Here is a 23020-nt window from a genome sequence, read left to right on the forward strand (position 1 = left end):
AGAACGGTGGCCCGCTCGGCGGCGAAAGCTAATGTAGCAATCCATTCTCGATCACGGTGGAGGCGCGCGAGTTGTCACTCGACTTCGGCGGAGCGGCAAGCCCCAAACGGGAGTCGCTCGACGCAACCGCAAGATGATCTGTTCCGCCGACGAGCTGCAACGGTTCACATGGAAATAAACCGGCAAGGAGATCGATCGTGTGCGCGCCGGTTATTATCATCCCAACTCGATGTATGAGATCGCTATTCGTGAGCTGGCAAGACGCTCGGCTGACACGTGCTGCGTCCGGCTATGGTCATTTTAAGGTCGCAGCGTTGTGCCGTCCTACGATAGAGGGATGCACACGAAGCGAACGGATGGGCACAACATCCGTGTACCGTCCTAAGACGGTGCGGCGTCAGCGGTCAATCCGTTGACCAAGCGGTTCTTTCATGGGTATAATAGTAACTCACTTAGCAGACGCAAACGCCGATTCGTTGTATAGTAGCACCGTTTATGGACGTTGCGGCAAGGTGGTCTTGCTGACGTTTTGCGTTGCATACGTGAGAGGAAGATAATCTATGGCTTCTAGACGTGCCCTGATCACCGGCATTACCGGGCAAGATGGTAGCTATCTCGCCGAATTTTTGCTCGCCAAAGGGTATGAGGTGATCGGCATGGTGCGACGCTCGAGCACCGTTAATTTCGAGCGGATCAAACATATTCAAGATAAATTGACCCTTGTGACCGGCGATCTGCTCGATGAGGTGTCGCTGATCCACGTCTTGCGCGAGCATCGCCCACACGAGGTCTACAATCTTGCTGCGCAATCCTTCGTGCAGACCTCGTGGCCCCAGCCGGTGTTTACCGGTGAAACGACAGCCTTGGGGGTGACCCGCCTGCTTGATGCAGTGCGGATTGTTGATCCCGAAATCCGGTTTTATCAGGCGTCGAGCAGTGAAATGTTCGGCAAAGTGGTGGAGGTGCCGCAGAAGGAGACAACACCGTTTTACCCGCGCAGCCCCTATGGGGTGGCAAAGGTGTATGGTCACTGGATTACCGTCAACTATCGTGAAAGTTATGGGATGCACGCAACCTCCGGCATCCTGTTTAACCACGAGAGCCCGCGACGTGGGCTTGAGTTTGTCACGCGCAAGATATCGCACGGTGTGGCGCGGATTAAACTTGGGCTTGATAAAGAACTGCGCTTGGGAAATCTGGAGGCCCGGCGTGATTGGGGTTTTGCCGGTGATTACGTTGAAGCGATGTGGCTGATGCTCCAACAAGATCAGCCCGAAGACTATGTGATCGCGACCGGCGAGACCCATTCGGTTCGTGAGTTTTGCGAGTTGGCGTTTGGGTGTGTCGGTCTTGACTATCGCGATTATGTCGTCATCGACCAGCGCTTTATGCGCCCAGCCGAGGTCGATCTGTTGATCGGTGACGCGAGTAAGGCGCGTCAAAAACTCGGTTGGAAACCGCGCACGTCGTTTCCTGAACTCGTGCAAATGATGGTCGAGGCTGACCTTCAATTAGTTAAGGAGCAGATACGATGAATCAAACCGAGACTCGGCTGATCGAGGAAGGATGGGCTGCGTTGGTTGAGCGTCTGGGCTTGGTTAATGCGAGTCGCTTTGTGATGCTGTTGGATCGGCGAACAGGCGACGCGCGCCAACATCTCCAGTCATTGTGGGGAACACGACCGTCGCTTGTACGTCGTTCTCAATCTCAATCATCGGTCGTCAACCAATCTGATTCCTAGCGCCTCGCATCCGGTCTCTGCCTCTTACCGCCCTGCCTTGTATCGGGCAGGGCGGCTTGTTTTGCCGAACAGAGCGTTTTGGTTAGGGTATGCCGATTAAGGCCACCGCATCGATCTCGCTCCAACTGCCATCCCGCTGATCAAGCGTGATTTGCGCCTTAACAATGCGTGTGAGTGTTTGCTCGAAGGTGATCGTGGTGGCAAATGGACACTCTGGCGCAGGGGTTGGGTCGGCGCGGTAGACCGTTCGTGCAGTGCCCTGCTCATCGATAAGCTCGACATGCGCGATGTATCCGGGTTGATGGTTTTGATAGATAGTCAGAGCACTGGCAAACGTTGGCTCGGCAAAGGTGACGGTGAGGGTTTCACGGCTGCCGGGGGTGGCCGGCGCCCAAGCGTCGGGACTGTCTTGGCAGCCAGGTACGTCGGGTGGGCCGATGACGCCGTCAGGATCGTAGTCGGGGGCGTAGAAGCTGCTGGCGGCAGCCGCGACCGCCCACTGCTGCGTCGTTTCGACCACTGCGAGGGCGGTAGGCGTGAGTGCCATTGCCGTGGCTAGGGCCGTAGCGTCGGTTTGAAGCCGAAATGCCGAGATTGCGCTGTACTCACCACTGTTGTCGCTCACCCACACCACACCACCGGGTGCGGCCACAATTCCGTTGGGTAGACTGATCTCGCCGGGGTTTGGTAGGCTGCCGGGAGTGGCCGGACCACCCCCGCGTGCGACAATCGTTCCGTCGGGCGCCAGCCGTAAGATGACGCCGGTATAGGTGGCAAGATAGAGATAACCGGCCCGATCAAGATCGAGTACCGGTCCGGCGAATTGCGTAGGATCGGCCGGATCACCCAAGCGGGCGATAACTGTACCGTCGGGGGCAAGCTTAACGATCACGCCGGCAAAATTCTCGGCCAGGTAGATGACACCACCGGGGGCGACGACTAAATCGGCCGGAGCTACATCGGGTGGTAGTTCGATCCGTTCAAGGAAGCGCCCTTCACCACTGAAACGCACGATACTACTTGCGGCTAGCCCATCCGCACCGGGACGAGTATCGAGCGCGTAGACGCTGCCGTCACTCCCCACTGCGATCCGTTGGGGTGCTGAAAGCCCAAATTGGTCAGGTGCGTCGCCATGGCCGCCCCATCGGCTGAGGAAGGTGCCATCGCTGCTAAAACGAACGATGGCGTTACGACCATAATCGGCGACGTAGATGTCGCCGCTAGGGCTGAGGGCTACGTCGTAGGCGTCGAGTAGCTCATCGGCGCCGAACATCTGGCGTAATGTCCCGTCGGGGGTAAAGACCCAGACCCCACGTCCGCTTTCGGCCAAGAAGATCGTCCCATCGGGTGCGGCAGCTAAGCCGCGGGCAGCAATGAAGCGGCTGTTGGCCGGGCCACTCCGCCCACCAAGTCGCATCACAAAGCCCGGTGGTCCAGAGCGCACAATTTGTGGTTGGGCGGCGAGATTGGTTGGGGTAGGTGTAGGGGATGGTACGGGGAGCAGCTCGATGGTTGCCAGTATGCCGTCGATCAGCGCTTGTGATCGTGCCCACTCGTCGTTTGCCGCCTGCACCAGAATGCGTACTGCGCGGGTCTCGTCAACGAGGACGAGTAATCGACCAGTACCGGTCGGTCCGGTAATATCGGCAACTAACCCGTGTGCGTTGCCAAGGCTTACCGGTTTGGTAGGCGCTATGGTGTAACCGGCCGATTGGATCGCACCACTCGCCAGCTCGAAAATGGTTTCCGGGTTCGCAGCCGATGAACCGTATTGCGTGGTTAGGGTAGCGAGTGATGTGGTATCGAGGAGGATCGTCGGCTCATTGATGACAGCGGCTTCAAGGGCTGTCCTGTTTGGAGCAAGTCGCAACATTCCACCCTCGATGCGACTCTGCCAGCCGGGAGGTAAGCGTAGCCGCACATTCAATTCGCTAAACGTGGTCGCTTCGTTCAATATCACTGCCGTTGGACTAGGCGTTACCGGCTCCGGTGTTGGGAGCGGTGACGTTCCACAAGCGTTGATCAGTGTCGTAAGGAGTAAGGCGATCAGCAAACGTAGACGCATGCCGGTTCCTTCTCTGTCAAGCCGAGCTTCGCACAGAATATTTTAGCAGCACCAGGTTATGACGGTTTGGTGCCAGTTGTCTGATGTGATCGATCTGACAGTACTGTTCATAATCGTATCATCATACTCTATTTCTTACCCACTGTGCTGTGAATTGGTACATAACAACATTGCAAGCCAAGCTATTTTTGCGTTAACAGAAAGGTTATACCGTTTTGTTATACTCAACGTAACGAACCGACAAGTTTGGGGAGCGGTGAGGATCGCGTAGCTGAGGCAATCGCTATGAATGGGACAGCATTGTACAACATCGGTTTTGTGCTTGAACAAGCGCTCGGTCATGTGACGCACGCCAAAAACTTACAGACAAACGTCATTCGTGATCCTGATGTGCGTGCCTATTGGGCGCTTATTCCGTTCGAGACGCATGGGCTTGCTGCACGTATCCCGCTCTACAAGAGTAATTGGACGGTACGGGCTGGATTGCGCGCACGGCGATCACTGAGCCGACTGACCAAGCATGCGACGATTGATGCCCTTTTCTTTCACACCCAGGTCCCTGCCGTCTTGGCTGCCGATTGGATGCGCCGCTACCCAAGTGTTGTTTCGCTCGACGCCACGCCGTTGCAGTACGATCAACTCGGCTCCTTCTACCAACACGACCCCGGCCCGCCGTGGCTGGAACGGATCAAGTGGCAGCTTAACCGGCGCTGTTTTTGCTTGGCTCGTCATCTGGTTACGTGGAGTCAGTGGGCGAAAGAGGGCTTGATCGAGGGGTATGGGGTGCCGGCAGATAAGATAACCGTCATTCCCCCCGGTGTGAATGTGCATGAGTGGCAACGGCCCACACCGCGTACTCCGCATGAGGGGCCGGTGAAGCTTCTCTTTGTCGGTGCCAATCTCGAACGCAAGGGTGGTTTGTTGCTGTTGGACGCGTTTCGCAGGCTGCGTCCGTTAGGGGTCGAGCTTCATCTTGTGACGAAAGATCAGGCGCCGGACGAGCCGGGGGTCTTTGTGTACCATGGTATGCAACCCAACAGTGCGCCACTTAAAGCACTCTACCATCAAGCTGATATCTTTGTTCTCCCAACTTTCGGTGATTGTTTACCAATGGTGCTGTCAGAAGCGGCGGCAGCCGGCTTACCGGCGATCAGCACGCGCGTTGCTGCCATCCCGGAGATCGTGCGTGATAATGAGACCGGCCTGCTTGTCCCACCCGGTGATGTGTCTGCACTCACCGAGGCGTTACGCCGATTAGTGTTGCGGCCCGATGAGCGGTTACGGTTCGGCGAACAAGCGCGCTCCCATGTAGCACGGATGTACGATGCGCGTCATAATGCCGGTCGGTTATTAGATGTGATCAAAGGCGAAATTGAGCTGTCTCGTAGCAAAGAGAGGATTCCGGCGTGAATCAAGTATTGCTCACCGTTTCAGGAGTTATCCCAGACAATATTGAACAACAGATTGCTGCCGGTCGTCGCCCACGCGCCGATTATCTTGAACTAGCCCATCATTTCGGCGCCGATCTCCTCGATTACCGAACGGCACGGGCAACGAGTGGTGTCGTCGGTCGGCTGTTCGAGCGGTTAGGTGGGCCAAATCTGCTGTTGGCGTGGGCGTGTTTTACCCGTCGCCATCGCTATCAAGCGATTTTCACCGACGGTGAGCAGGTGGGGTTGCCGCTCGCGGCATTGCTCAAGTTTTTCAGCCCCAATCGCCGTCCCCGTCACTTGATGATCGTGCATATTCTGTCGGTTCCCAAGAAAATGGTCTTTCTTGATCGATTTGGCGTACATAGTCATATCGACCGCTTCATCGTCTATTCGACGTGGCAGCAGCGTTTTATCACCGAGCGCTGGCAGGTGCCGCAGCAGCGGGTGCCGTTCACTCCGTTCATGGTTGATGATCAATTTTTTCATCCGCGTTATGCGCCGCCCCGTCCCACCAACCGTCCACAGATTTGTGCTGTTGGTCTCGAACGGCGCGACTACCCGACCCTGTTGCGCGCCGTGACCGGTCTCACCGCCGATGTGGTGGTGGCCGCCGCCAGCCCGTGGTCGAAGCAACGTGATAGTACGCAAGGCCAACCGATCCCGCCCAACGTGCAGGTGCAGAAGTTTAGCCAGTACGATCTACGTCAACTCTACAGTGATAGCCGGTTTTTGGTCATGCCGCTCGAACCGGTTGAGTTCCAAGCCGGCGTCACGGCTATTCTTGAGGCAATGGCAATGGAGCGGGCGGTCATCTGTACACGCACGCCCGGCCAAACCGATGTGGTGGTTGAGGGTGAAACCGGGTTGTACGTACCACCACGCGATCCAGAGGCATTGCGAGCTGCCATCGAACGACTCTTGGCCAATCCAGACACAGCAGCGCGGATGGGCCGAGCTGGGAGACGTCTGATAGAGACCACAATGAATCTTGATCATTACGCTGTGAGGTTGACCAACATCCTCTACGAGACGATAAGTGAGACCGGGGTTGATCTGCCACCGTTGCAGCCGAAGGAGCGATTATGATGGCGCTCGTCTGGTTGGTGCTGACAGTCGTGTACTGGGTTGCCGGCGTGGTGCTGGCGTTAATCGTGGGCTATCTGCTGTTACTGACGGGAGCTGCGTTGTTTGCCCGCCGCACAACACCGCTGCGCGCGCAACCGACTACGCGCTTCGTGATCATGATTCCGGCGCATAATGAAGAGCGCCTGTTGCCCGATCTGCTGACCAATCTCAACCAACTCAATTATCCACGTGATCTGTACAGCATTCACGTTGTTGCCGACAACTGCACCGATCGCACGGCTGCTGTGGCGACGGCCCACGGTGCGATTGCCTATGAGCGATTTGATCAGGTGCTGCGCGGGAAGGGGTATGCACTCGAATGGCTATTACATCAGATTTGGGCACGCAACGAACCGCACGACGCCGTTGTTATTCTTGACGCCGACTCGGTTGTCTCACCGAACTTTCTGCGCGTGATGGATGCTCGCCTTGCGCGGGGTGAGCGGGTGATACAGGCCTATTACGCGGTACGGCAGCCAGAAGGGGCGTGGAGTGCGGGGATACGGGCGGTGGCATTGATCGTCCTTCACTACCTGCGTCCGCTCGGGCGCATGGTTTTGGGAGGTTCGACCGGTTTGAAGGGCAATGGCATGGTCTTTGCCGCCGATATTTTGCGGCGCTACCGCTGGACGGCATCGCTCACCGAGGATATTGAATATCACATGACCCTGATTCTTGCCGGTGAGCGTGCAATGTTTGCGCCTGATGCAGTGGTATGGGCCGAGATGCCCGATAGTCTCCGGGCGGCCCAGAGCCAAAATGAGCGATGGGAAAGGGGCCGGCTGGAAATGGTGCGTCGGTATGTACCGCAATTGCTGCGCGAGGGGTTGCGCCGACACAGCTTTTTGCTGATCGATGCGGCGATTGAGCAACTGATCCCACCGTTTTCGGTGGTCACCGGTATGAGTGTCCTGGTGGCGTTGATCGCAATCGTACTGCGCGAACCGGCAGCGCTGGCACTGACCGGTTTTATCATTGGTGGGCAAGTGGTATATGTCCTCAGTGGATTGCTGCTAGTACGCGCGCCGTGGTCGATCTACCGGTCGTTGTTGTTTACCCCCTTCTTTTTAGGGTGGAAGCTCTGGCTCTACATTCGCTTGTTACTCGGCGTGAAGCCGCGCGATTGGATTCGAACGGCTCGTAATCGGGCGCAACGTCCGTAGTGATGCTCTATGGGTTCGAGGATGGCTCTGCACGCACCAACCATTCTATCTGATCAACGTAATACTGCGGTACCAAATCGTTACTCGTCTTAAGATAAAAACCGGTAACGTAGGTATACTCTGGTTCATAGATCAAATCGTCAAGCCAGACGTAAATCTCGGCCCATTCTCCCGGTGCAATGGCACGATTAAGCCCTAGAAAATAGAGACGGGTTTCTGGGAAGAGGGGTTCGGTGCTGTTAGTAACACGACCGCTCAGCGTGACCGAATCGTCATTTGGCGTCCAGTATGAGAAACGATTACTTCCCACCACTGCAATCGTCATCGCATCGTTGGCGATTGGTAGATTACCGCCACTTAACCGGAGTCGCAACGCGGCCACGCGATCACGGCGGAGTTCAATCCCACTCTCAGGGGTAATGGTGAAGAACAAGATACCGGTGCTTTCGCTTGGTGTGACGGCGATGGCATAGCGGCCCAATGCGACGACCTGCGTCTCGGTAAGGGTCACGCTGGTCAGTAACGCACTATTGGCGATGCTCCAGCCAGTGCTCAGTGCATCACGATAGACCGGATCAACCTGCAACTGACTACGGTCGTCATCGCCGACGGTCGTTGCTGTGACCGGTGGGCGCGTTGGCAATAGAGTGCGGGTAGGTGGTGGTACAAACGGGCTTGCCGTCGGTCGTTCCTGAAACACCGGCGCAACCGTTGGGGTTGCAGTTACGATCGGCGGTAGATCGGCGCTTGAGCGGCGACTACAGCCGGTGAGGTTAATCACAACACAGAGGAAACACAACGCTAAACGTCGTAGCATACTCTCACCACATGGTACCTCGGTGCTGTCTAGAAGCTCACAGGCAGTATACCGCAACCATGCTACGTGCGTGGTTTGTTGGGTAGCGAGCTAAACACTCGCCATGGCCAGATCGGGACCGGTTTGCCGGCGGCAATTTGTGGTAAGGCATTAATCACACCCATCATCGTACCGACAAACACCATACTACCGTTTTCCCACGACATATCCACATAGGCGTAGACGAAGTGGGTAAAGATGTACAGCGTGGCAGTAAGGGCAAATGCCCGCATCTGACCGTGCGGCATCAGTCGTACCATCCGTGCGCCGTAGAGCATCGTGATCGCGAGTAACAGGATCAGCGCGTAAAATCCGATCATGCCGATCTTCATCCACACCCACATGATCGAGTTGTGTGTAATGTACTCCCACCATTCAAACACACTAATATCAGGCATTGGTACCACGATATAAAATTTGTTACCAAACCCGATACCGGTGAGAGGGGCTTGGCGGATGGTGAACATAATATTGATATTCTCCAAATCGCGATAGATGTTGGACGCGGCATCACGGGCACTCGGCTGGCCGATCACCGACCGGACAGCGCGGGCTAAAATGCCAAGCGGTCCCTGATTATTCCAGAAGACCACGAGATAAGCAGCCATTGCGATGGTACTGGTCGGGGCAATAATATAGAAGAGGCGACGATGTTCGATATAGAGCAAGAGAACGATCAAGCCAACCGCGATGCCGAGGGTGAGAAAACCGGCCCGACGAAAGTTGGCGACCAGGCTGAAGAGGACGAACGGCGCCATCAGCATCATCGAGAAACGACGTGCCGCACTATCGCGATAGAGCCAAGCAGCGATCAGCAAGACGAAGAAGAAGTTGAAATGGATCGACATTGCGTGCTCTGCGATCCGTTCAACACCTTCCAAATCCCACTTCAGCACATCGTGAACGTACCAAACCCCGGCTACACCTTTGGCAAACAGGGCAATCGTAGCAATCCAGAACAGGGTATTTAGTTGGGCGCGGTTCTCGATCAAGTTGCCGGCTAACAACAACATTAACGGGAGATAGAAGATGGAGCGCACTTCCCAAAGGGCAATAACCCGATTGCCGCCGTTAGCCAGCCCATACACAAGCCCAATCGCGTTGAAGACCAGAAAGATCGCCGCCGGCCAGAACAGTGGACCAAAATGAATCCGTAAGCGCCGCTCGGTCGCCGACCGTACCAGCCAGACCACTAACGTCCAAACAATCGTGATCTCTTGCGGGCTGAGCGAAAACGAGTCGGACACAAACATGATCGATTCGCGGCTCGATAAGTTTTTGGTAAACGGGTACCACGGATGCAATGAACGGTCGCCAAAAAGGGTAAGACCGAGAATAGCGTACACGCCAAACCGTGGTTGAACGGCAGTAGCGAACAGGACACCACCAAAGATCAAAAACGACAACACCGACTCGGGACTCATCCGTCGGCGCAGCAAGAATATCACCACGCCGACGAGCAGGCACACCGCAAGAAAGAGGAGCCACCAGCGCCGTTCGTTGCGCCGGGCGACCGTCATCACATCAGGATAACGCGGAACCAGGAGATCAAGCATAGGGTTATTCACCGACCATTAGTGCCGGTCAGATGACGTTCAAGAAGTAATAGGCTGCCACAACGAGCGCACTCAGCCCGATCATAATGACCACCAGATCGCGCAGCCGCCAGTGCGGTGTAAGCGCGCCGATAAGCAGGCATAGCACGAGAAAGCCGACGAAGAACTTCATAGTCTACTCCTGCGGAATCAGGCGGTGAATCCAGCGAGGAGTGGCAATTCGCGCCTGATTGAGGATCACGCCAAGCACCGGTACGTGCTCGATGTCGCTCAACGCTTGTCGGATTTCGGTGATCGGGGTAACCCCATGGCGAACTACCAGTGCATACGCATCGGCGAGTGCCGCCAACGCCAGTGTATCACTCGTCTGGAGAATCGCCGGCAGATCGAGCAAAATATGGTCAAACCGTTCACCGAGCCGATCGAGGAGAGTACGCAGTTCAGAACTACGGGCCAGCAATGGTCGCTGTTCGAGGGTAACGACACCGGCGGGTAAGAGCCATAGACCGGTATGGTTCGTCGCCAGGAGTGCCTCGTCAATGGTTGCCTGACCGCGCAGGATCTCGGCAATGCCGGGTAGGTCGGGTACCGGTGGTGGTGGTGGGGCCGGTTCGCGGCGACGCCTTTTGCCACTAACCGGTGGTGGTGGATTGAGGTTATGTAGCATGCCCGGTGCTAACCAGTTCAACTCAACGGCGCAAATGTGCTTACCGGTGTCGTGGGCCAGCGTCACTGCACTTGCTAACGTAATAAAACTGACCCCCTCACCGCGCAGTGCTGCCGTAAAGCCGATCCGCGTTGGTAAGCGTTGATCGACCAGCAAATCGGTTATCATGCGACGAAGTTGACCGATCTGTTCGCCACTAAACGAGCGACGCAGCGCGCCGTTGGCAGTCTCGATGGTGAGTGGGAGGTCGATCGGCATAGTGGCCGTCGCTTTTTTCTGTTGCTTAAACATAGCATTCCTCTATGCAGACGAAGGAACAACGTCGTGGTAGCACTCTGACCCTTACGTCATTTCACCTGTACTTGGGCTTGAAGCATCGATTGGTCAGTCTCTGCGGTCGTTGCAATCGGTGTCGGTGTAATCGGTTCCTGGCTCAGCGGTACCACTGCGAGTAGCGGCAGATTCAGACTATTACGCACGTCAATCGGAAAACGCAGACTGCGATCGATGAGAGCACCGCCACCGATCAAACTCACTGAAAGGAATAGACCAATCACGACAAAAATGATCATATTCTTGACGAACGTCGTGATCGAGAATTCGGCTCTGAGCGGGATTTCGGGCTGGTCAACGATCTGGTATGTCTGCCGGATCAAGCTCTCGTTCTTGACCAACGCCAAGCGTGCGCTCTCTTCGTTCTCTTGGGCCGTGCTCAGACGTTCTTCGGCGCGGGCCAGTGCTGCCCGTAATTGGTCGAGTTGAAACTGCTCACCGGGCGGGCGATCGCCGCGTACCGGTTCGGGATTAGCACTGAGAAAGTCGATTAATGCCTGACGAGCCTGATCAACTTCGGCTTGATACGGAGCGATCAGATCTTCAAAAAACTTTTGGGCTGCGACACTCTCTTGAAAATCGGTGTTCAACTTCCATTTCAAGTAGGTATCCATCGTCGCTACGACCATCTGATATGATAGTTCAGGATCGTCGGTCGTGGCACGAATTTCAACCAGTTTATCGCCTAACGGGTTAATGCTAATTGTGTCACGGAAGAAGGTAAACGTTTCCCAGACGACATCTGGTCCACCGGACATGTACGGTTCGAGTTTGGTTTGCTGAATCGCTGCCCGTACAAAAGCGTTGGTAGCGAGTAACTCATACAGTTCGTTCGTCGTTGCTTGGGCCGGTGTCACCCACCATGAAGCGTCGCTTTTGGATGAGGTGAGCGAAGCAAGGAGACTATCTTTTTCAATATAAATCTTGCCGCTCGACAAAAATTCTGGTGGGGAGAGTAAGATGTAGCCGGCGCCTAAGAGCACCCCGATCACAAAAGGTGCAACACTCAGCAAAGGCCGGCGAAAGAAGCTTTCTAGTAAGCGCAGAATGATCAAGCGCACCATACTGCAAACCTCTCTATGCTCATGGATAGCACAACATTGCTCGATGGCACCAATAGCATCATACCAGTTTTAGCGATGATTTTGGGTGAATGGTAGTTTGTTAATTCGTCATTTATGTCGTCTCTAACTGTTCGGTGATGAGTTGAAAAACGGCGCATTGGAATGGCTTGGTATTGTAGCGGGGGCTATTCATTGCTTCCCTCTCGTGTGCGACAGTGCTTGACAGTTTCGTCAGACTATTCCCATCCTAATCGCATTAGGCGAACCGATCTGGCACAATAGAGCTATCAGGGGCAAAAGATAGGGCTAACGATGCCGGTCGCGCTCGCTGCGAACGTGCAGAGGCTAGCGTGCTCAGAATAGTCAACAGGAAGTACCATGCAAAACACTACTTCATCGAAAATCCACCGCATTATCACCGAAGAGCTGGGTGCGTTGCAACCGCGACTCTTGTTCATTGGCGGATTGTTACGGCTGTTACCCCGTTACACCGCTTCTCGGTTGCGCCCGCGTTTGTTGCGTTTAGCCGGTTGTCAGATCGGACATGGCACGGTGATAATGGGGCCGATGCGCCTGCATGGCTACGGCAAGGTGCAACATCGGTTACAGATTGGGGCAAATTGTGTCATAAACACCGATTGTTTCTTTGATTTGAACGATCATATCACTATTGCCGATCACGTTAGTCTTGGTCATGAAGTCATGATCCTCACGACCTCGCATCAGATTAGTGGGGCTGAGCACCGGGCCGGACCCTTGACCACGGCGCCGGTGCGGATCGAGGAAGGGGCGTGGATTGGGGCACGGGCTTTGCTCCTGCCCGGGATTGTGGTTGGTACCGGCAGCATTGTTGCTGCCGGTAGCGTAGTGACGCGATCGGTACCGACCAATACACTAGTCGGCGGTGTGCCGGCGAAATCGATCCGTTCTTTGGCCGGATAAAGCCACACCGCCTATCATCTAGCGGGTCACTATCGGTACCCACGTTTGGTACGGTGAGAAGATTGAGATGGTAGCTCCGATCTCGCCGTCTTCTTTGGGGTTACCATTACCGTTGGGATCGGGATTGAGACCGGGCATTGATAGATCAGTGACTACTACGTTCCCTGACAGCGCCGATAGTTGGACGCTGTTGGTAAATACGGTTGGGCCTTCCGGGGGGTTGACCCAAACAACCAACCGTATACGTGCGCTTTGACCAGGACCAAGACTCTGATTGGCAGCGAGAAGATTGCGATCACTACTCCCATCGAACGCGGGATTCACCGTCAACACGGTAAACGCACTCTCATTCATGGCACTGAGTTCAAGTACATCCCAATCGTCAGCAGCCGCAAAAACGGTAGCCAGATCATCGATAGCGACCAGATTGGTCACCGGATCAGCACCTAAGTTCCGGATGGTGATCCAATACTCAAGCCGAAACCCTTCTACACTATTGTGGGTAGCAGCTTCGGGCGGGAAGGCAAATTTGGCGACGCCCACCCCACTGACGCATTGTTTGAGGTTGATCTGTGTCATTGCAAAATCGTCACCAAATGTGTTATTGGTGAGGCTATCGATTGTCAAAGTGATACCCGTAACATTATCGCCGGTCGTAAAAGCGTACTGCACCGGTACCCAACGATCTGGCGTTTTGGGGATCACGGTCGTGCCAACTGAGGTATTGTTGACCCGCAATTCGATGATCGGATCGGCAGCACCGTTCGCACTCTTCACCGGGTCGAGGAGATTGTCGAAATAGGCAAAGAAGTTGTACGTCGTGTTGGGGGCAACTGCTACCGTTTGCGTCCACAGATTGACCCGACCATTACCTGCCTGATAATTGGCTGCACTTGGGTTTGAATAAAAATAGGTGTCGGTAGGCGGTACATCACGTTGTGGATCACCGGGAAATGACCGTCCGTAGATATAGGGGTTGGTTTCAAATGGCGGGTACACTATCGTGCCACTCTGAATCGAAAAACCGCCACCGTTGTTGTCATCAGGATAGACACCGTTACCGCGATTGATCAGTTGTGAGGTGAAGCCGACCGCACCCTGGGCAAAATCGCCGTTCTGGACCACATTATCGCCGCCCACGATAGTATTCACCGGGCAGCCACCGGCCCCGATATTGGTAATTGCTGCTTGTACAGGTTGTGTGATGGCTACACTATTGAGCAGACCAACGATAATTAGGATAACGATTTCCCATCGCATCGGACACCTCCTGGTTGAGGCTATGGTTTTGTGAATGTTAAGAGAGTGAGCGTATATGGTGCAAAGGTGTATTCATAGTTGGCACTTTCCTCGATTGTCATACCGTTATCACGGACATCGAGGGTGACAGATTCGGCCAGTAGATCAGAGGCTTGTACGACTGTGGTGGTAACGCGCCATTGACCTGCCGGTATGACGACAATTGCCGTCTGCGGTTGGGCAGTTTTGTTAATTGCCAGCAGCGTCAGTGTGCCATCGGTACGGCGACCCGCATAGACACTCAGGGTCTGCGCCGGATCGAACGGTGTTTGGGTCGTCAGCAATTCATCTCCAAACCGACTCCAGAGTTGGAGAGCGTAGTAAGCCGGGTTTGGTTCAAACGTATCGGCATCGAGCAACCCATAATCGGTACCGTTATACGCTCGGCCATTCGCCAGATCCCACTGATTAGCGATGGTAACACCGTTGGTTGCCATCTGGCCAATGGTATCGGCGATGAAGAGCATGTTTACCGCCCGACGCATCAATTGGCCGTTGTCGGCATCTTGAAAGGCCACAAGGTTATATTCGGTGACGGCCACCGGTATTTGCCGCCCGCTGTAGCGGTTAAACGCGGCCTGGAGGTCGGCCATGGTCGTTGACCAACTGCGCTGAGGTTGCTGCAATGCGCCGGCTGGGTTTTCTGGGGGTTGGAAGTAGGGGTAATAGTGAACAACATAAAAATCGATTTTCTCGCCGGCACCGGCAATTACCCGGTTCCCCCAATTCCTCCATTCATCGGGTTTTTCTACCCCCACGGCCCCGATCTGGATCGAAGGATCAACGGCTTTCATCGCATCGTAGAAAGCCAAATAGCCATCGTAGGTAATTCCATTGACAGTTGCCCCGTGGAGGTACTCATCCGGATCGCATGTCCAAACATCTTCCCAGCCCCATTCTGCACAATTAGACCCCACATCTCGTTTCGCACCGTACACCTCGTTGCCGATTTCCCAGTAACGTACCGGGAAAGGTGTGGGATTGCCGGTTTCGGCCCGCAGACGCGCCCAATGACCAACCGTCAGCCAATCGCGCCCGCGTGCGTCAACTCCGAGTGGTCGTTCATCATCGACGGAGCCGTTGAAGAAGGCGACCAGTGCTGCTGCCTCTTGGGCCGAACCGTTGATCGAGACCGTCCAGATCATCTCAGCATTCACCGCACGGGCGAAGCGCAGAAAATCTGAAGGTTTTGCGGCCCAAGGCCAGTAGCAACCTTCGCCTCCCGTTTCGCAATCGGCCCACGCATACGCATTGCTCCAGCTACCACCGGGCATGCGGAGGAGGCTCAGGCCCAGATCGGCAGTGCGGCTGATAAATGTTTCATCACCGAGTCGCATAGGGTTAAGCCACGCCGGAACATTTGTCCCGAGGAGTTGGCGTGGAAAAGGCCGGGCCTGTGTCGAATCGATCACAATCACCGGGCCGGAGGGAAGTACCGTTGAGGTAGACAGCGCTGATGGTTCAGCAGTAACCGATGTTGGCGTCGAAGCGGCGGGGATGGTCGCAGCAGTGGGTGTGGTGACCGGTGCGTTACAAGCGGTGAGCCACAAGACGAACCAGATTACAAGGAAGCGATGACGGAATATCATTGAATAACCTCGAAGGTAGCGATACTGCGGACAATGTTCCTGAGCTGATTGTCCTATAGTTTGTTGACAAATTGATTTGTAAGGGGCAGATGATTCATTGCATTCAGTACATCATCACAAGGCTCTGTAGATGAAAGTAAGTTTGTGAATGCTTCTACAAAACAATAATTTAATATTTAAGGTAGACTTTAGAGTAAACATCTGATACTGTTGGAGATGTTCGTAACGCACACTGCCTCAAACGATTCGGTAGCCAGTGACATATTCGTCACTGTTCGGTCAATCAATGTAAGATTTTTGTTCGCTTGTTGATGTATAGTACAGGTGAGCAAGGCATGAGGGGAACTTAGCTATGAGCGCGATTAAACCTTCGCAAGAACCGCTTGATCGGAAAAGTCAGCGTATGCTGATCATCTTTGCCGAACGGCGATTTCAGCGCACACGCGCTAACCAGCGCTTACGTTTCACATTATCGCTCTGGGTTATTCGTACTAAGCTATTGGCTCGGCTTAAGCGTGTGTTAGATATTTCGGTCGCTATAGTGGCACTCGTCCTTTCGGCGCCGATTATGGTGATAACCGCGATAGCCATCAAACTTGAATCACCGGGTCCGGTCATCTTCAAACAGGTGCGGGTCGGGAAAGACGGTGAACATTTCTATTGTTATAAGTTTCGTTCGATGTATGTCGATGCCGAACAACGCCTGAAAGAATTGCAAGCGAAGAACGAAGCCGATGGGCCGGTGTTCAAAATGAAGTGCGATCCACGGGTCACGCGGGTTGGGCGTGTGATCCGCAAGTTGAGTATCGATGAGCTACCCCAGCTCTTTAACGTCTTGAAAGGCGAAATGAGCCTCGTAGGACCGCGACCGGCACTGCCGAGCGAAGTCGCAAAATACACCTACGAGCAGATTGGCCGTCTCCACGCTATTCCCGGCATTACCGGCTTGCAGCAGGTATCGGGGCGCAGTGATCTTGACTTCAAGCGGTGGGTTGAACTTGATCTGCAATACATCGCCGAGCAAAGTATCTGGAAAGACATCGAGATCTTGCTCCGCACCATTCCGGCGGTTTTACTGGGCCGCGGTGCATACTGACGAGGGATACACCATGCGCAAACTTCTCGTCATTCTCGGTGTGCCAATCGATAACCTTACTATGGCCGAGGCGCTCGACCGCTGTGATGAATTTATCGCTGTCGGTCGCTCAACCGGTCGTCTTCACCAGATTGCAACGGTTAATGCCGATTTTGTCGTAAATGCCCTACACGATCCCGAATTACGGCGCATCCTGCAAGAGGCCGATATGGCCACAGCCGATGGGATGCCGTTGGTATGGGCCTCGCGGTTGCTCGGTGGGCCGTTGCCGGGGCGGGTAACCGGTGCCGATATGGTACCGGCATTGGCCGAGCGGGCGGCGCAGCGTGGGTATTCCATCTTCTTCCTGGGTGCTCGTGAGGGAGTGGCAGCCAAGGCCGCGGCAATTTTACAAGAACGTTATCCCGGTTTGCGCGTGGCCGGTGTGCTCTCACCACCGCCGAGTTCGGTATTGGAGATGGATCGTTCGGTGGTGGAAGCAGTCAAAGCGGCTCAGCCCGATATCCTGTTGGTCGCGTTTGGTAATCCCAAGCAAGAGAAATGGATCCGCATGTATGCACACGAGCTGCGGGTGCCGATTGCTATCGGGGTTGGCGGGACGTTTGACATGATCGTTGGCGTGACCAAACGGGCGCCGCTTTGGATGCAGCGTAGTGGTCTCGAATGGGTCTACCGGCTGATCCAAGAGCCGCGCCGACTGTGGAAACGGTACGTGCATGATTTTGTCTATTTCGGATACTTTTTTGCTCGTCAGTGGTGGGCGATGCAGCGTGGACGGGCGTTGAGCATGGTCCCGGTGGCGTTACCATCTGCACCAGAGCAGCCGCCCGCACCACCGACACCTACCGTACCGTGGCCGGTATTGGCCGTGGGTGTACGGCTTGAGGCCGGTAATCTTGAGCCGTTTAACCAAGCCGCATATCAGTTACTCGAGACCAGTCCATACCTGATCCTCGATCTCAGTGCCACGCAGTTTCTCGACAGCTCGGCGCTCGGTGCGTTGGTTGCGCTCGCCAAACGCGCGCGCACCCAAGGTGGAGATCTGTTTTTCCTCAATGTGCAGGAGCCAATTTTGCGCATTCTCGACCTACTCCACCTGAACCGTTTTTTCGAGCAATTTCCTGATTTACCGTCGGTCGCGGCGTGGATTATTCAACAACAACAGCCGGTACCCACCGTACTGGCTTCCGATCACGGTTGGACGATCATTCCGGCGCCACGATTGTTCGACGCCACAACCGCACCGACCGTGCTTGAACAGGTCAGTGCAGCTTTGAACAAAGCTGCACGGGTAGTGATCGATTGCAGCGGGACGACGTTTATGGCCAGCGCCGGTATGGCTACGCTCGTGAAGCTTGACCGTCTCGCCCGTGAGCAAGGGAGTGCCTTACGGATTGCCGGTTGTTCTCCAGATGTTCTTCGCACGCTGCAATTGGTGAAACTCGATCTGGTACTCGCCATTTTCCCTGATGTTCGCGCGGCTACCACTGCACCGGTAGTAACTTCGCATGTAGCTGCCGAAGGAGCTTAAAGCGATGACAATGGCCCTCTTGATAGCGACAGCAGAGGATCGGCGGTTAGCCCCACTGACCGATGTCTTGCCGAATGTGTTACTCCCGATTGTTGATCGTCCGGTGATGGCGACAACGGTTGAGATACTGGCGCGTGCCGGTGTCAGGCGCATCCTGATAGCCTTATACGAACAGAGCGCGCCGATCACGGCTGCGTTTGGCAGTGGTAAACGATGGGGGGTGGAGATTGAATACGTGACGCTCAACGAAGCGTGGGCCGATGGGGGTGCGTTACGTTGGGTAGGGTCGTTGATTAACGAGACGTGTCTTGTGCTACCGGGTCACGCAATTATCGATTTGCCCATTGAGGAGGCACTGACCTATCATCGACAGAGTGGGGCAATGATCACTGCCATTACCCATGCTCCGCATAAGCAATGGAAAACGCCGGGAGCGATTGTAACCGGCAATGGCTTGATTGAGGCCATCCTACCCGATACGTCTGCACCACATGCCGTAGCTTTGACCGAGGCGTATATTATTGAACCGCCCCTCTTGAGCCAGATTCCATTGCGTACTCGCTATCGGATTGCCACCGATCTCCTGCCACGTCTGCTTGAGCAAGACATTCCGATACAGAGTTTTCTGTTGCAGGGCTATTGGAATCCCTTGCATACCCTAACCGATTACCACGCAGCGCAACAGGTTTTTCTCTACAGTGCCTATCGTGCCCTTGATCCGACGATCACCGATGGACCGGTCGAGACGGTCCGATACCCTTCGATCGGTGGGCGTAAGATTGCACCTGGGATTTGGGTGGGGCGGAACGACTCGATCCATCCTAGTGTCCGCATCGCACCACCGCTTTACATTGGTGACAACTGTTGGGTCGGGCGTGAAGCAGAACTCGGTCCCGGTACGGTCATTGGTGCAGGGTGCATGATCGACGATGAAGCTACGGTCACCGCGAGCACGATTTGGGCCGATACTTATGTTGGTCAGTTGGTCAATATCAATCAGCGGATCGTCTATCCCGGTATGATTATTGATCCGGAGACCGGTGAGCAGACAGCCATCGTCGATCCATTCTTGATCGGGCGGGTATCGGCGGCTACCGCCGGGATAGGACGGCTGGCCGGCACGCTCAATCGGATCGGCGCTCTGATTGCCCTGATCGTGCTCAGCCCGTTATGGTTACTGACGGGGTTATTGGCGACTATTGGTAGTGGTGGCCGGCCACTGGTAGGCATACCGCGGGTTGGTGAACGGGTAATGTTGCCAAACGGCCAAACGACCTTGCGTTCCTTCACTCTCTGGCGATGGCGCACTCGTCACCCCGATGGACGGTATCTCTGGTTTGGGGCTTGGTTAGAAGCCTATGAGTTCCACCGCTTGCCTGAATTGTTGAACGTGGTACGGGGTGATTTACAACTGGTTGGGGTCAAACCACTGACCCTGCAAGAAGCTGAACGGTTGCGCGAAGAGTGGCAGCAGCGGCGGCACGAGATTGTTCCCGGGGTGACCGGTTTGTGGTATCTCCAAGCTGCCGATGATGATCTGGATGCAGTGATTATAGCCGATGTATACTACAGCGCAACGCATACCTGGCAAGGTGATTTGAATCTGTTGATCCGCACTCCAATTGCATGGTACCGTCGGGTAAAGGCGAAGCGAACAAGCGGTCGGATTTTCACCGCCGATCTCGCGCCACCACAAAGCCGGTGATAAACTGTTGGTGAGCGTTTTTTTAGTTTGCGCTAAAGGAGGATTGGCAACCATGGAAATGAAGCCGCGAACCGTCGGCAATGTATCGGTACTGGCGATTGAAGGTCGGTTTGACGCCAATACTGCGCCGCCGGTGCAACATTGGCTCGAACAGGCGACTACTGCCCCCCGAGCACGGGTACTGGTCGATCTTTCGGAAACGACCTTCGTTGACTCAACCGCGCTGGCGACCTTAGTCTCGGCGATGAAGCGGTGTCAACAGGTGCAAGGTGAGTTTGCTCTGTGTGGTTTGCGTCGTCCGGTGCTCATGATTTTTGAACTGACACGGCTCGATAAAGCGTTTAACATCTTTGTTGATGCAGAACACGCGCTCAACGTTTTGAATGCATGAGGCGCCCATGTTGATCCCTCTACTCAGCCTGCAATACGACCGCATTCAAGCACTTGCCGAGGCGTGGTTAGCACATGGTGCGCAGGCGTTTGGCGTTTATGCGAATGGCAGGGCATTAGCGTATTGGCCGGCAGGGCAACGGCTCTTGGCACCCGACATCACGGCCCCCATTTACCAATACGGCGAGGTCGCCGGTGAGTTGCGGTTGACCGGTTTGCGCGATGAAGCTGCGCGTCGCCGGTTGCAAGCTGAAGCGAATCTGATCGGCTATATCTTGCAGCTTGAGTACGAATTGCAATGTATGACAGCCGATCTCGTTGCCACTCAAGATCAACAGTTGGCGCTCTACCGGCTCACCCAAGCCATGCGTGATTTGGTGACAATCCGGGAGACACTCGATACGGTCATTGTTGAAGCGAAGCGGATGGTAAAAGCACAGGCCGGGTTTGCAACGTATGTTCCGACCAATGGCGGTGAACCGTTGCTCGTGCAATCATCGCCACAACGCTTGAGTCCGGAGAGTATTTGGCGGTTACATTGGCAACTGCAAACCGAAGATCGCCCCATCGTATTGAATGAAAGTGATGGCGATCTGCGACGGCCACCCGGTGTGCGCAATCTCTTACTCCTTCCGATCCGGGTACGCGGTATGATCATGGCGAGCATCGGCCTGATCGATCGGAGTGGTGATTTTGGCGCACCAGAATTGAAGTTGGGACGGGCGATTGCCGAGCAAGCTAGTGCTCAAATTGAGCGGATCTTGCTCTATCAGGAAATGATCGAGCAAGCGCGGCTGCGGAGCGAGATGGATCTGGCCCGTCGGGTGCAGACCGATCTCTTGCCACGGACGTTGCCCGAAGTACCCGGTCTTGACCTGTACGCCTATTCACGACCGGCGCTTCAGGTCGGTGGTGATTTCTTCGACTTCATAACCGTTCCCAATCACCCGTTCATTTTCACGATTGGTGATGTGAGTGGGAAAGGGGTATCGGCGGCGCTGTTGATGTCAATGACGCGCACTGCATTACATAGTAAAGCGCAGTTTATGCCTTCGCCGACACCGGCGTCGGTGATGCGACAATCGAACGAGGACCTCTACAACGATTTTACCCGGATTGGGGTTTTTGCTACCGTTTTTGTTGGACAATACGAAGCCGAACACCGAGAGATTGCATACGCTAATGCTGGTCACGCTCCGGTTATTTACCGTCCGCGCAGTGGCAACGCCGAACTATTGTTGGCCGACAACACTGCGATAGGCATTTTGCCGGTAAATCATTTTCAAAATCGTTATCTGCCGCTCAGGCCGGGTGATCTGCTTGTGGTTGCGACCGACGGCTTTAGTGATGCACGCAATGCAGACGATGAAATGTTCGGGATTGAGCGTTTATTAATTGCAATTGATGAATTGGCCGAACGATCGGCGCGTGAGATTGCCGACGGCCTGTTCAGCGCTATCGATCGGTTTAGTGCCGGTCATCCGCAAGATGACGATCAGACCCTTATTGTGCTTAAAGGAGCGGAGCCGTGAGCCTGCAACACAGTGAAGTAATCCGGCTCGACTTGCCGGCTCGCTATGCCTACCTGCGCTTGCTGAGCGAAACAATTGCCGAAATGCTCCGGCAGATCGGTGTGCACAACGAGACGCTAGTCTATAATGTGCAATTAGCAGCTCACGAAGTTTGTACCAATATTGTCAGTCATGCCTATCGGCATTGGCGTGACGGTGAGGGGCGGATCCGCATCACGCTCACCCTCCATTCCCAGCCGCCGCGACTAGAAATTGATTTGTACGATACCGGCGAAACGTTTGAACCCGAATCGGTGCCACAGCCTGATCTGAACGAGGCACAAATTCACGGTTATGGCCTGTTTCTTATTCGTCATTTGATGGATCGGGTGAGTTATACATCACGCACTGATGGAAATCACTGGCATCTGATGAAACATCTTGCATAAGGAGCAAACTCTCATGACGACGATTATGATCGTGGATGACTACATGCCAAGCCATCGGCTTATGAGTTTTGTCCTTGAACAGCATGGCTATACGGTGGTCACTGCTGCTGATGGTGAACAAGCGCTGCGCCGGCTTGAGCAGTTTGCAGTCGATCTCGTTGTAACCGATTTGACGATGCCGCGCATGGACGGGATCGAACTGGTACGTGCGATCCGTGCCGATGAGCGCTACGCTACATTGCCGATTATTATGATTACCGCAAGCCCGAAAGAGCAGGATGAAGTGAAGGCAGCCGGTGTTGGGGTCAACGCTTTCTTAACCAAACCGTTCGATTCTGACGACTTGATCGGCGAGATTGAGCGACTGATGTGTCAACCTTCGATCAAACGATCCGCTTAGGAACGTGACGATCCCGTTAACTATGAGTAATACCCATTTCAGCGAAGTTTAAGCTTTTGGGCGTACACTGCTGTCGTCAACGACCATGGCAGTAGGCAGGTAGCA

21 protein-coding genes are annotated in these 23020 nt (G+C 54.8%); 13 read left to right on the forward strand and 8 right to left on the reverse strand.

The genetic code is table 11. The features are described from left to right. The first annotated feature begins 560 nt into the window (after window positions 1–560). Both gmd and ACP5OT_RS00880 read left to right on the forward strand, forming a co-directional pair. On the forward strand, window positions 561–1535 hold the full coding sequence (gene gmd / locus ACP5OT_RS00875; RefSeq protein ID WP_424676010.1) for a GDP-mannose 4,6-dehydratase: 975 nt from the start codon (window positions 561–563) through the stop codon (window positions 1533–1535). Beyond that, the gene (locus tag ACP5OT_RS00880; RefSeq protein WP_424676011.1) at window positions 1532–1741 is read left to right on the forward strand and encodes a hypothetical protein; all 210 of its coding nucleotides are present in this window, start codon (window positions 1532–1534) and stop codon (window positions 1739–1741) included. Before gmd ends, ACP5OT_RS00880 begins: the two co-directional genes overlap by 4 nt. 82 nt (window positions 1742–1823) lie before the next feature. On the opposite strand, the gene ACP5OT_RS00885 is transcribed toward ACP5OT_RS00880, so the two are convergent. Continuing rightward, window positions 1824–3806, reverse strand: a complete 1983-nt coding sequence (locus ACP5OT_RS00885) for an NHL repeat-containing protein (RefSeq protein WP_428112786.1) — start codon at window positions 3804–3806, stop codon at window positions 1824–1826. A 246-nt stretch (window positions 3807–4052) separates the two neighbouring features. Between ACP5OT_RS00885 and ACP5OT_RS00890 the strand changes: the two genes are divergently transcribed. From ACP5OT_RS00890 to ACP5OT_RS00900, 3 genes are read left to right on the forward strand one after another with little or no spacing between them, the layout of a single operon-like run. Beyond that, complete coding sequence (locus ACP5OT_RS00890; RefSeq protein WP_428131072.1) at window positions 4053–5216, forward strand: glycosyltransferase family 4 protein; 1164 nt, start codon at window positions 4053–4055, stop codon at window positions 5214–5216. Next, the gene (locus ACP5OT_RS00895) at window positions 5213–6325 is read left to right on the forward strand and encodes a glycosyltransferase family 4 protein (RefSeq protein ID WP_424676014.1); all 1113 of its coding nucleotides are present in this window, start codon (window positions 5213–5215) and stop codon (window positions 6323–6325) included. The genes ACP5OT_RS00890 and ACP5OT_RS00895 overlap by 4 nt, the downstream gene beginning before the upstream one ends. Continuing rightward, window positions 6322–7527, forward strand: coding sequence for a glycosyltransferase family 2 protein (locus ACP5OT_RS00900; RefSeq protein WP_424676015.1), 1206 nt, complete (start codon window positions 6322–6324; stop codon window positions 7525–7527). The genes ACP5OT_RS00895 and ACP5OT_RS00900 overlap by 4 nt, the downstream gene beginning before the upstream one ends. Before the next feature lie 7 nt (window positions 7528–7534). Here the strand turns inward: ACP5OT_RS00900 and ACP5OT_RS00905 are convergent, their stop codons facing one another. The 5 genes from ACP5OT_RS00905 to ACP5OT_RS00925 all read right to left on the reverse strand — a co-directional run bounded on the left by ACP5OT_RS00905 (window position 7535) and on the right by ACP5OT_RS00925 (window position 12003). Then, window positions 7535–8344 (reverse strand): hypothetical protein, encoded by an 810-nt coding sequence (locus ACP5OT_RS00905; RefSeq protein ID WP_428131074.1) that lies wholly within the window; start codon window positions 8342–8344, stop codon window positions 7535–7537. Between the two features lie 62 nt (window positions 8345–8406). After that, a complete protein-coding gene (locus tag ACP5OT_RS00910) occupies window positions 8407–9939 on the reverse strand; it encodes an O-antigen ligase family protein (RefSeq protein WP_424676017.1) in 1533 nt (510 codons plus the stop codon). Window positions 9940–9967: 28 nt separating this feature from the next. Further along, complete coding sequence (locus tag ACP5OT_RS00915) at window positions 9968–10111, reverse strand: hypothetical protein (protein WP_015940822.1); 144 nt, start codon at window positions 10109–10111, stop codon at window positions 9968–9970. A 3-nt stretch (window positions 10112–10114) separates the two neighbouring features. Further along, window positions 10115–10897, reverse strand: coding sequence for a CpsD/CapB family tyrosine-protein kinase (locus ACP5OT_RS00920; protein WP_424676018.1), 783 nt, complete (start codon window positions 10895–10897; stop codon window positions 10115–10117). Window positions 10898–10953: 56 nt separating this feature from the next. Beyond that, entirely contained in the window at window positions 10954–12003 is a 1050-nt protein-coding gene (locus tag ACP5OT_RS00925) for a lipopolysaccharide biosynthesis protein (RefSeq protein ID WP_424676019.1), read from the reverse strand. Between the two features lie 378 nt (window positions 12004–12381). Here ACP5OT_RS00925 and ACP5OT_RS00930 point away from each other — a divergent pair, with 378 nt between their 5' ends. Next, window positions 12382–12945 carry an acyltransferase gene (locus ACP5OT_RS00930; RefSeq protein ID WP_424676020.1) on the forward strand — a complete coding sequence of 188 codons (564 nt, stop codon included), beginning with the start codon at window positions 12382–12384 and terminating at the stop codon, window positions 12943–12945. Between the two features lie 18 nt (window positions 12946–12963). Here the strand turns inward: ACP5OT_RS00930 and ACP5OT_RS00935 are convergent, their stop codons facing one another. Next, window positions 12964–14205 carry a hypothetical protein gene (locus ACP5OT_RS00935; protein WP_424676021.1) on the reverse strand — a complete coding sequence of 414 codons (1242 nt, stop codon included), beginning with the start codon at window positions 14203–14205 and terminating at the stop codon, window positions 12964–12966. Between the two features lie 20 nt (window positions 14206–14225). After that, the gene (locus ACP5OT_RS00940; protein WP_428112789.1) at window positions 14226–15833 is read right to left on the reverse strand and encodes an alpha-L-arabinofuranosidase; all 1608 of its coding nucleotides are present in this window, start codon (window positions 15831–15833) and stop codon (window positions 14226–14228) included. Between the two features lie 352 nt (window positions 15834–16185). Between ACP5OT_RS00940 and ACP5OT_RS00945 the strand changes: the two genes are divergently transcribed. From ACP5OT_RS00945 to ACP5OT_RS00975, 7 genes are read left to right on the forward strand one after another with little or no spacing between them, the layout of a single operon-like run. Next, window positions 16186–16929: an exopolysaccharide biosynthesis polyprenyl glycosylphosphotransferase gene (locus tag ACP5OT_RS00945; protein WP_424676023.1), complete on the forward strand. Its 744-nt coding sequence runs from the start codon at window positions 16186–16188 to the stop codon at window positions 16927–16929. Window positions 16930–16942: 13 nt separating this feature from the next. After that, on the forward strand, window positions 16943–18460 hold the full coding sequence (locus ACP5OT_RS00950; RefSeq protein ID WP_424676024.1) for a WecB/TagA/CpsF family glycosyltransferase: 1518 nt from the start codon (window positions 16943–16945) through the stop codon (window positions 18458–18460). Window positions 18461–18464: 4 nt separating this feature from the next. Then, window positions 18465–20165, forward strand: coding sequence for a sugar transferase (locus ACP5OT_RS00955; RefSeq protein WP_424676025.1), 1701 nt, complete (start codon window positions 18465–18467; stop codon window positions 20163–20165). 52 nt (window positions 20166–20217) lie between these two features. After that, the gene (locus ACP5OT_RS00960) at window positions 20218–20556 is read left to right on the forward strand and encodes an STAS domain-containing protein (protein ID WP_424676026.1); all 339 of its coding nucleotides are present in this window, start codon (window positions 20218–20220) and stop codon (window positions 20554–20556) included. Window positions 20557–20563: 7 nt separating this feature from the next. Then, window positions 20564–22087 (forward strand): PP2C family protein-serine/threonine phosphatase, encoded by a 1524-nt coding sequence (locus ACP5OT_RS00965; protein ID WP_424676027.1) that lies wholly within the window; start codon window positions 20564–20566, stop codon window positions 22085–22087. After that, a complete protein-coding gene (locus tag ACP5OT_RS00970) occupies window positions 22084–22515 on the forward strand; it encodes an ATP-binding protein (protein WP_424676028.1) in 432 nt (143 codons plus the stop codon). Before ACP5OT_RS00965 ends, ACP5OT_RS00970 begins: the two co-directional genes overlap by 4 nt. Window positions 22516–22528: 13 nt before the next feature. Further along, window positions 22529–22915 carry a response regulator gene (locus ACP5OT_RS00975; RefSeq protein WP_424676029.1) on the forward strand — a complete coding sequence of 129 codons (387 nt, stop codon included), beginning with the start codon at window positions 22529–22531 and terminating at the stop codon, window positions 22913–22915. The last annotated feature ends 105 nt before the right edge of the window (window positions 22916–23020 follow it).

Source organism: Chloroflexus sp. (assembly GCF_049970315.1).
Lineage (GTDB): Bacteria > Chloroflexota > Chloroflexia > Chloroflexales > Chloroflexaceae > Chloroflexus.

Excerpts from the sequence above, each read along its gene's own strand:
- gmd (WP_424676010.1), top strand. The coding sequence starts at position 561 with ATGGCTTCTAGACGTGCCCTGATCACCGGCATTACCGGGCAAGATGGT.
- ACP5OT_RS00880 (WP_424676011.1), top strand. The coding sequence starts at position 1,532 with ATGAATCAAACCGAGACTCGGCTGATCGAGGAAGGATGGGCTGCGTTG.
- ACP5OT_RS00885 (WP_428112786.1), bottom strand. The coding sequence starts at position 3,806 with ATGCGTCTACGTTTGCTGATCGCCTTACTCCTTACGACACTGATCAAC.
- ACP5OT_RS00900 (WP_424676015.1), top strand. The coding sequence starts at position 6,322 with ATGATGGCGCTCGTCTGGTTGGTGCTGACAGTCGTGTACTGGGTTGCC.
- ACP5OT_RS00905 (WP_428131074.1), bottom strand. The coding sequence starts at position 8,344 with ATGCTACGACGTTTAGCGTTGTGTTTCCTCTGTGTTGTGATTAACCTC.
- ACP5OT_RS00910 (WP_424676017.1), bottom strand. The coding sequence starts at position 9,939 with ATGCTTGATCTCCTGGTTCCGCGTTATCCTGATGTGATGACGGTCGCC.
- ACP5OT_RS00915 (WP_015940822.1), bottom strand. The coding sequence starts at position 10,111 with ATGAAGTTCTTCGTCGGCTTTCTCGTGCTATGCCTGCTTATCGGCGCG.
- ACP5OT_RS00920 (WP_424676018.1), bottom strand. The coding sequence starts at position 10,897 with ATGTTTAAGCAACAGAAAAAAGCGACGGCCACTATGCCGATCGACCTC.
- ACP5OT_RS00925 (WP_424676019.1), bottom strand. The coding sequence starts at position 12,003 with ATGGTGCGCTTGATCATTCTGCGCTTACTAGAAAGCTTCTTTCGCCGG.
- ACP5OT_RS00930 (WP_424676020.1), top strand. The coding sequence starts at position 12,382 with ATGCAAAACACTACTTCATCGAAAATCCACCGCATTATCACCGAAGAG.
- ACP5OT_RS00935 (WP_424676021.1), bottom strand. The coding sequence starts at position 14,205 with ATGCGATGGGAAATCGTTATCCTAATTATCGTTGGTCTGCTCAATAGT.
- ACP5OT_RS00940 (WP_428112789.1), bottom strand. The coding sequence starts at position 15,833 with ATGATATTCCGTCATCGCTTCCTTGTAATCTGGTTCGTCTTGTGGCTC.
- ACP5OT_RS00945 (WP_424676023.1), top strand. The coding sequence starts at position 16,186 with ATGAGCGCGATTAAACCTTCGCAAGAACCGCTTGATCGGAAAAGTCAG.
- ACP5OT_RS00950 (WP_424676024.1), top strand. The coding sequence starts at position 16,943 with ATGCGCAAACTTCTCGTCATTCTCGGTGTGCCAATCGATAACCTTACT.
- ACP5OT_RS00955 (WP_424676025.1), top strand. The coding sequence starts at position 18,465 with ATGACAATGGCCCTCTTGATAGCGACAGCAGAGGATCGGCGGTTAGCC.
- ACP5OT_RS00960 (WP_424676026.1), top strand. The coding sequence starts at position 20,218 with ATGGAAATGAAGCCGCGAACCGTCGGCAATGTATCGGTACTGGCGATT.
- ACP5OT_RS00965 (WP_424676027.1), top strand. The coding sequence starts at position 20,564 with ATGTTGATCCCTCTACTCAGCCTGCAATACGACCGCATTCAAGCACTT.
- ACP5OT_RS00975 (WP_424676029.1), top strand. The coding sequence starts at position 22,529 with ATGACGACGATTATGATCGTGGATGACTACATGCCAAGCCATCGGCTT.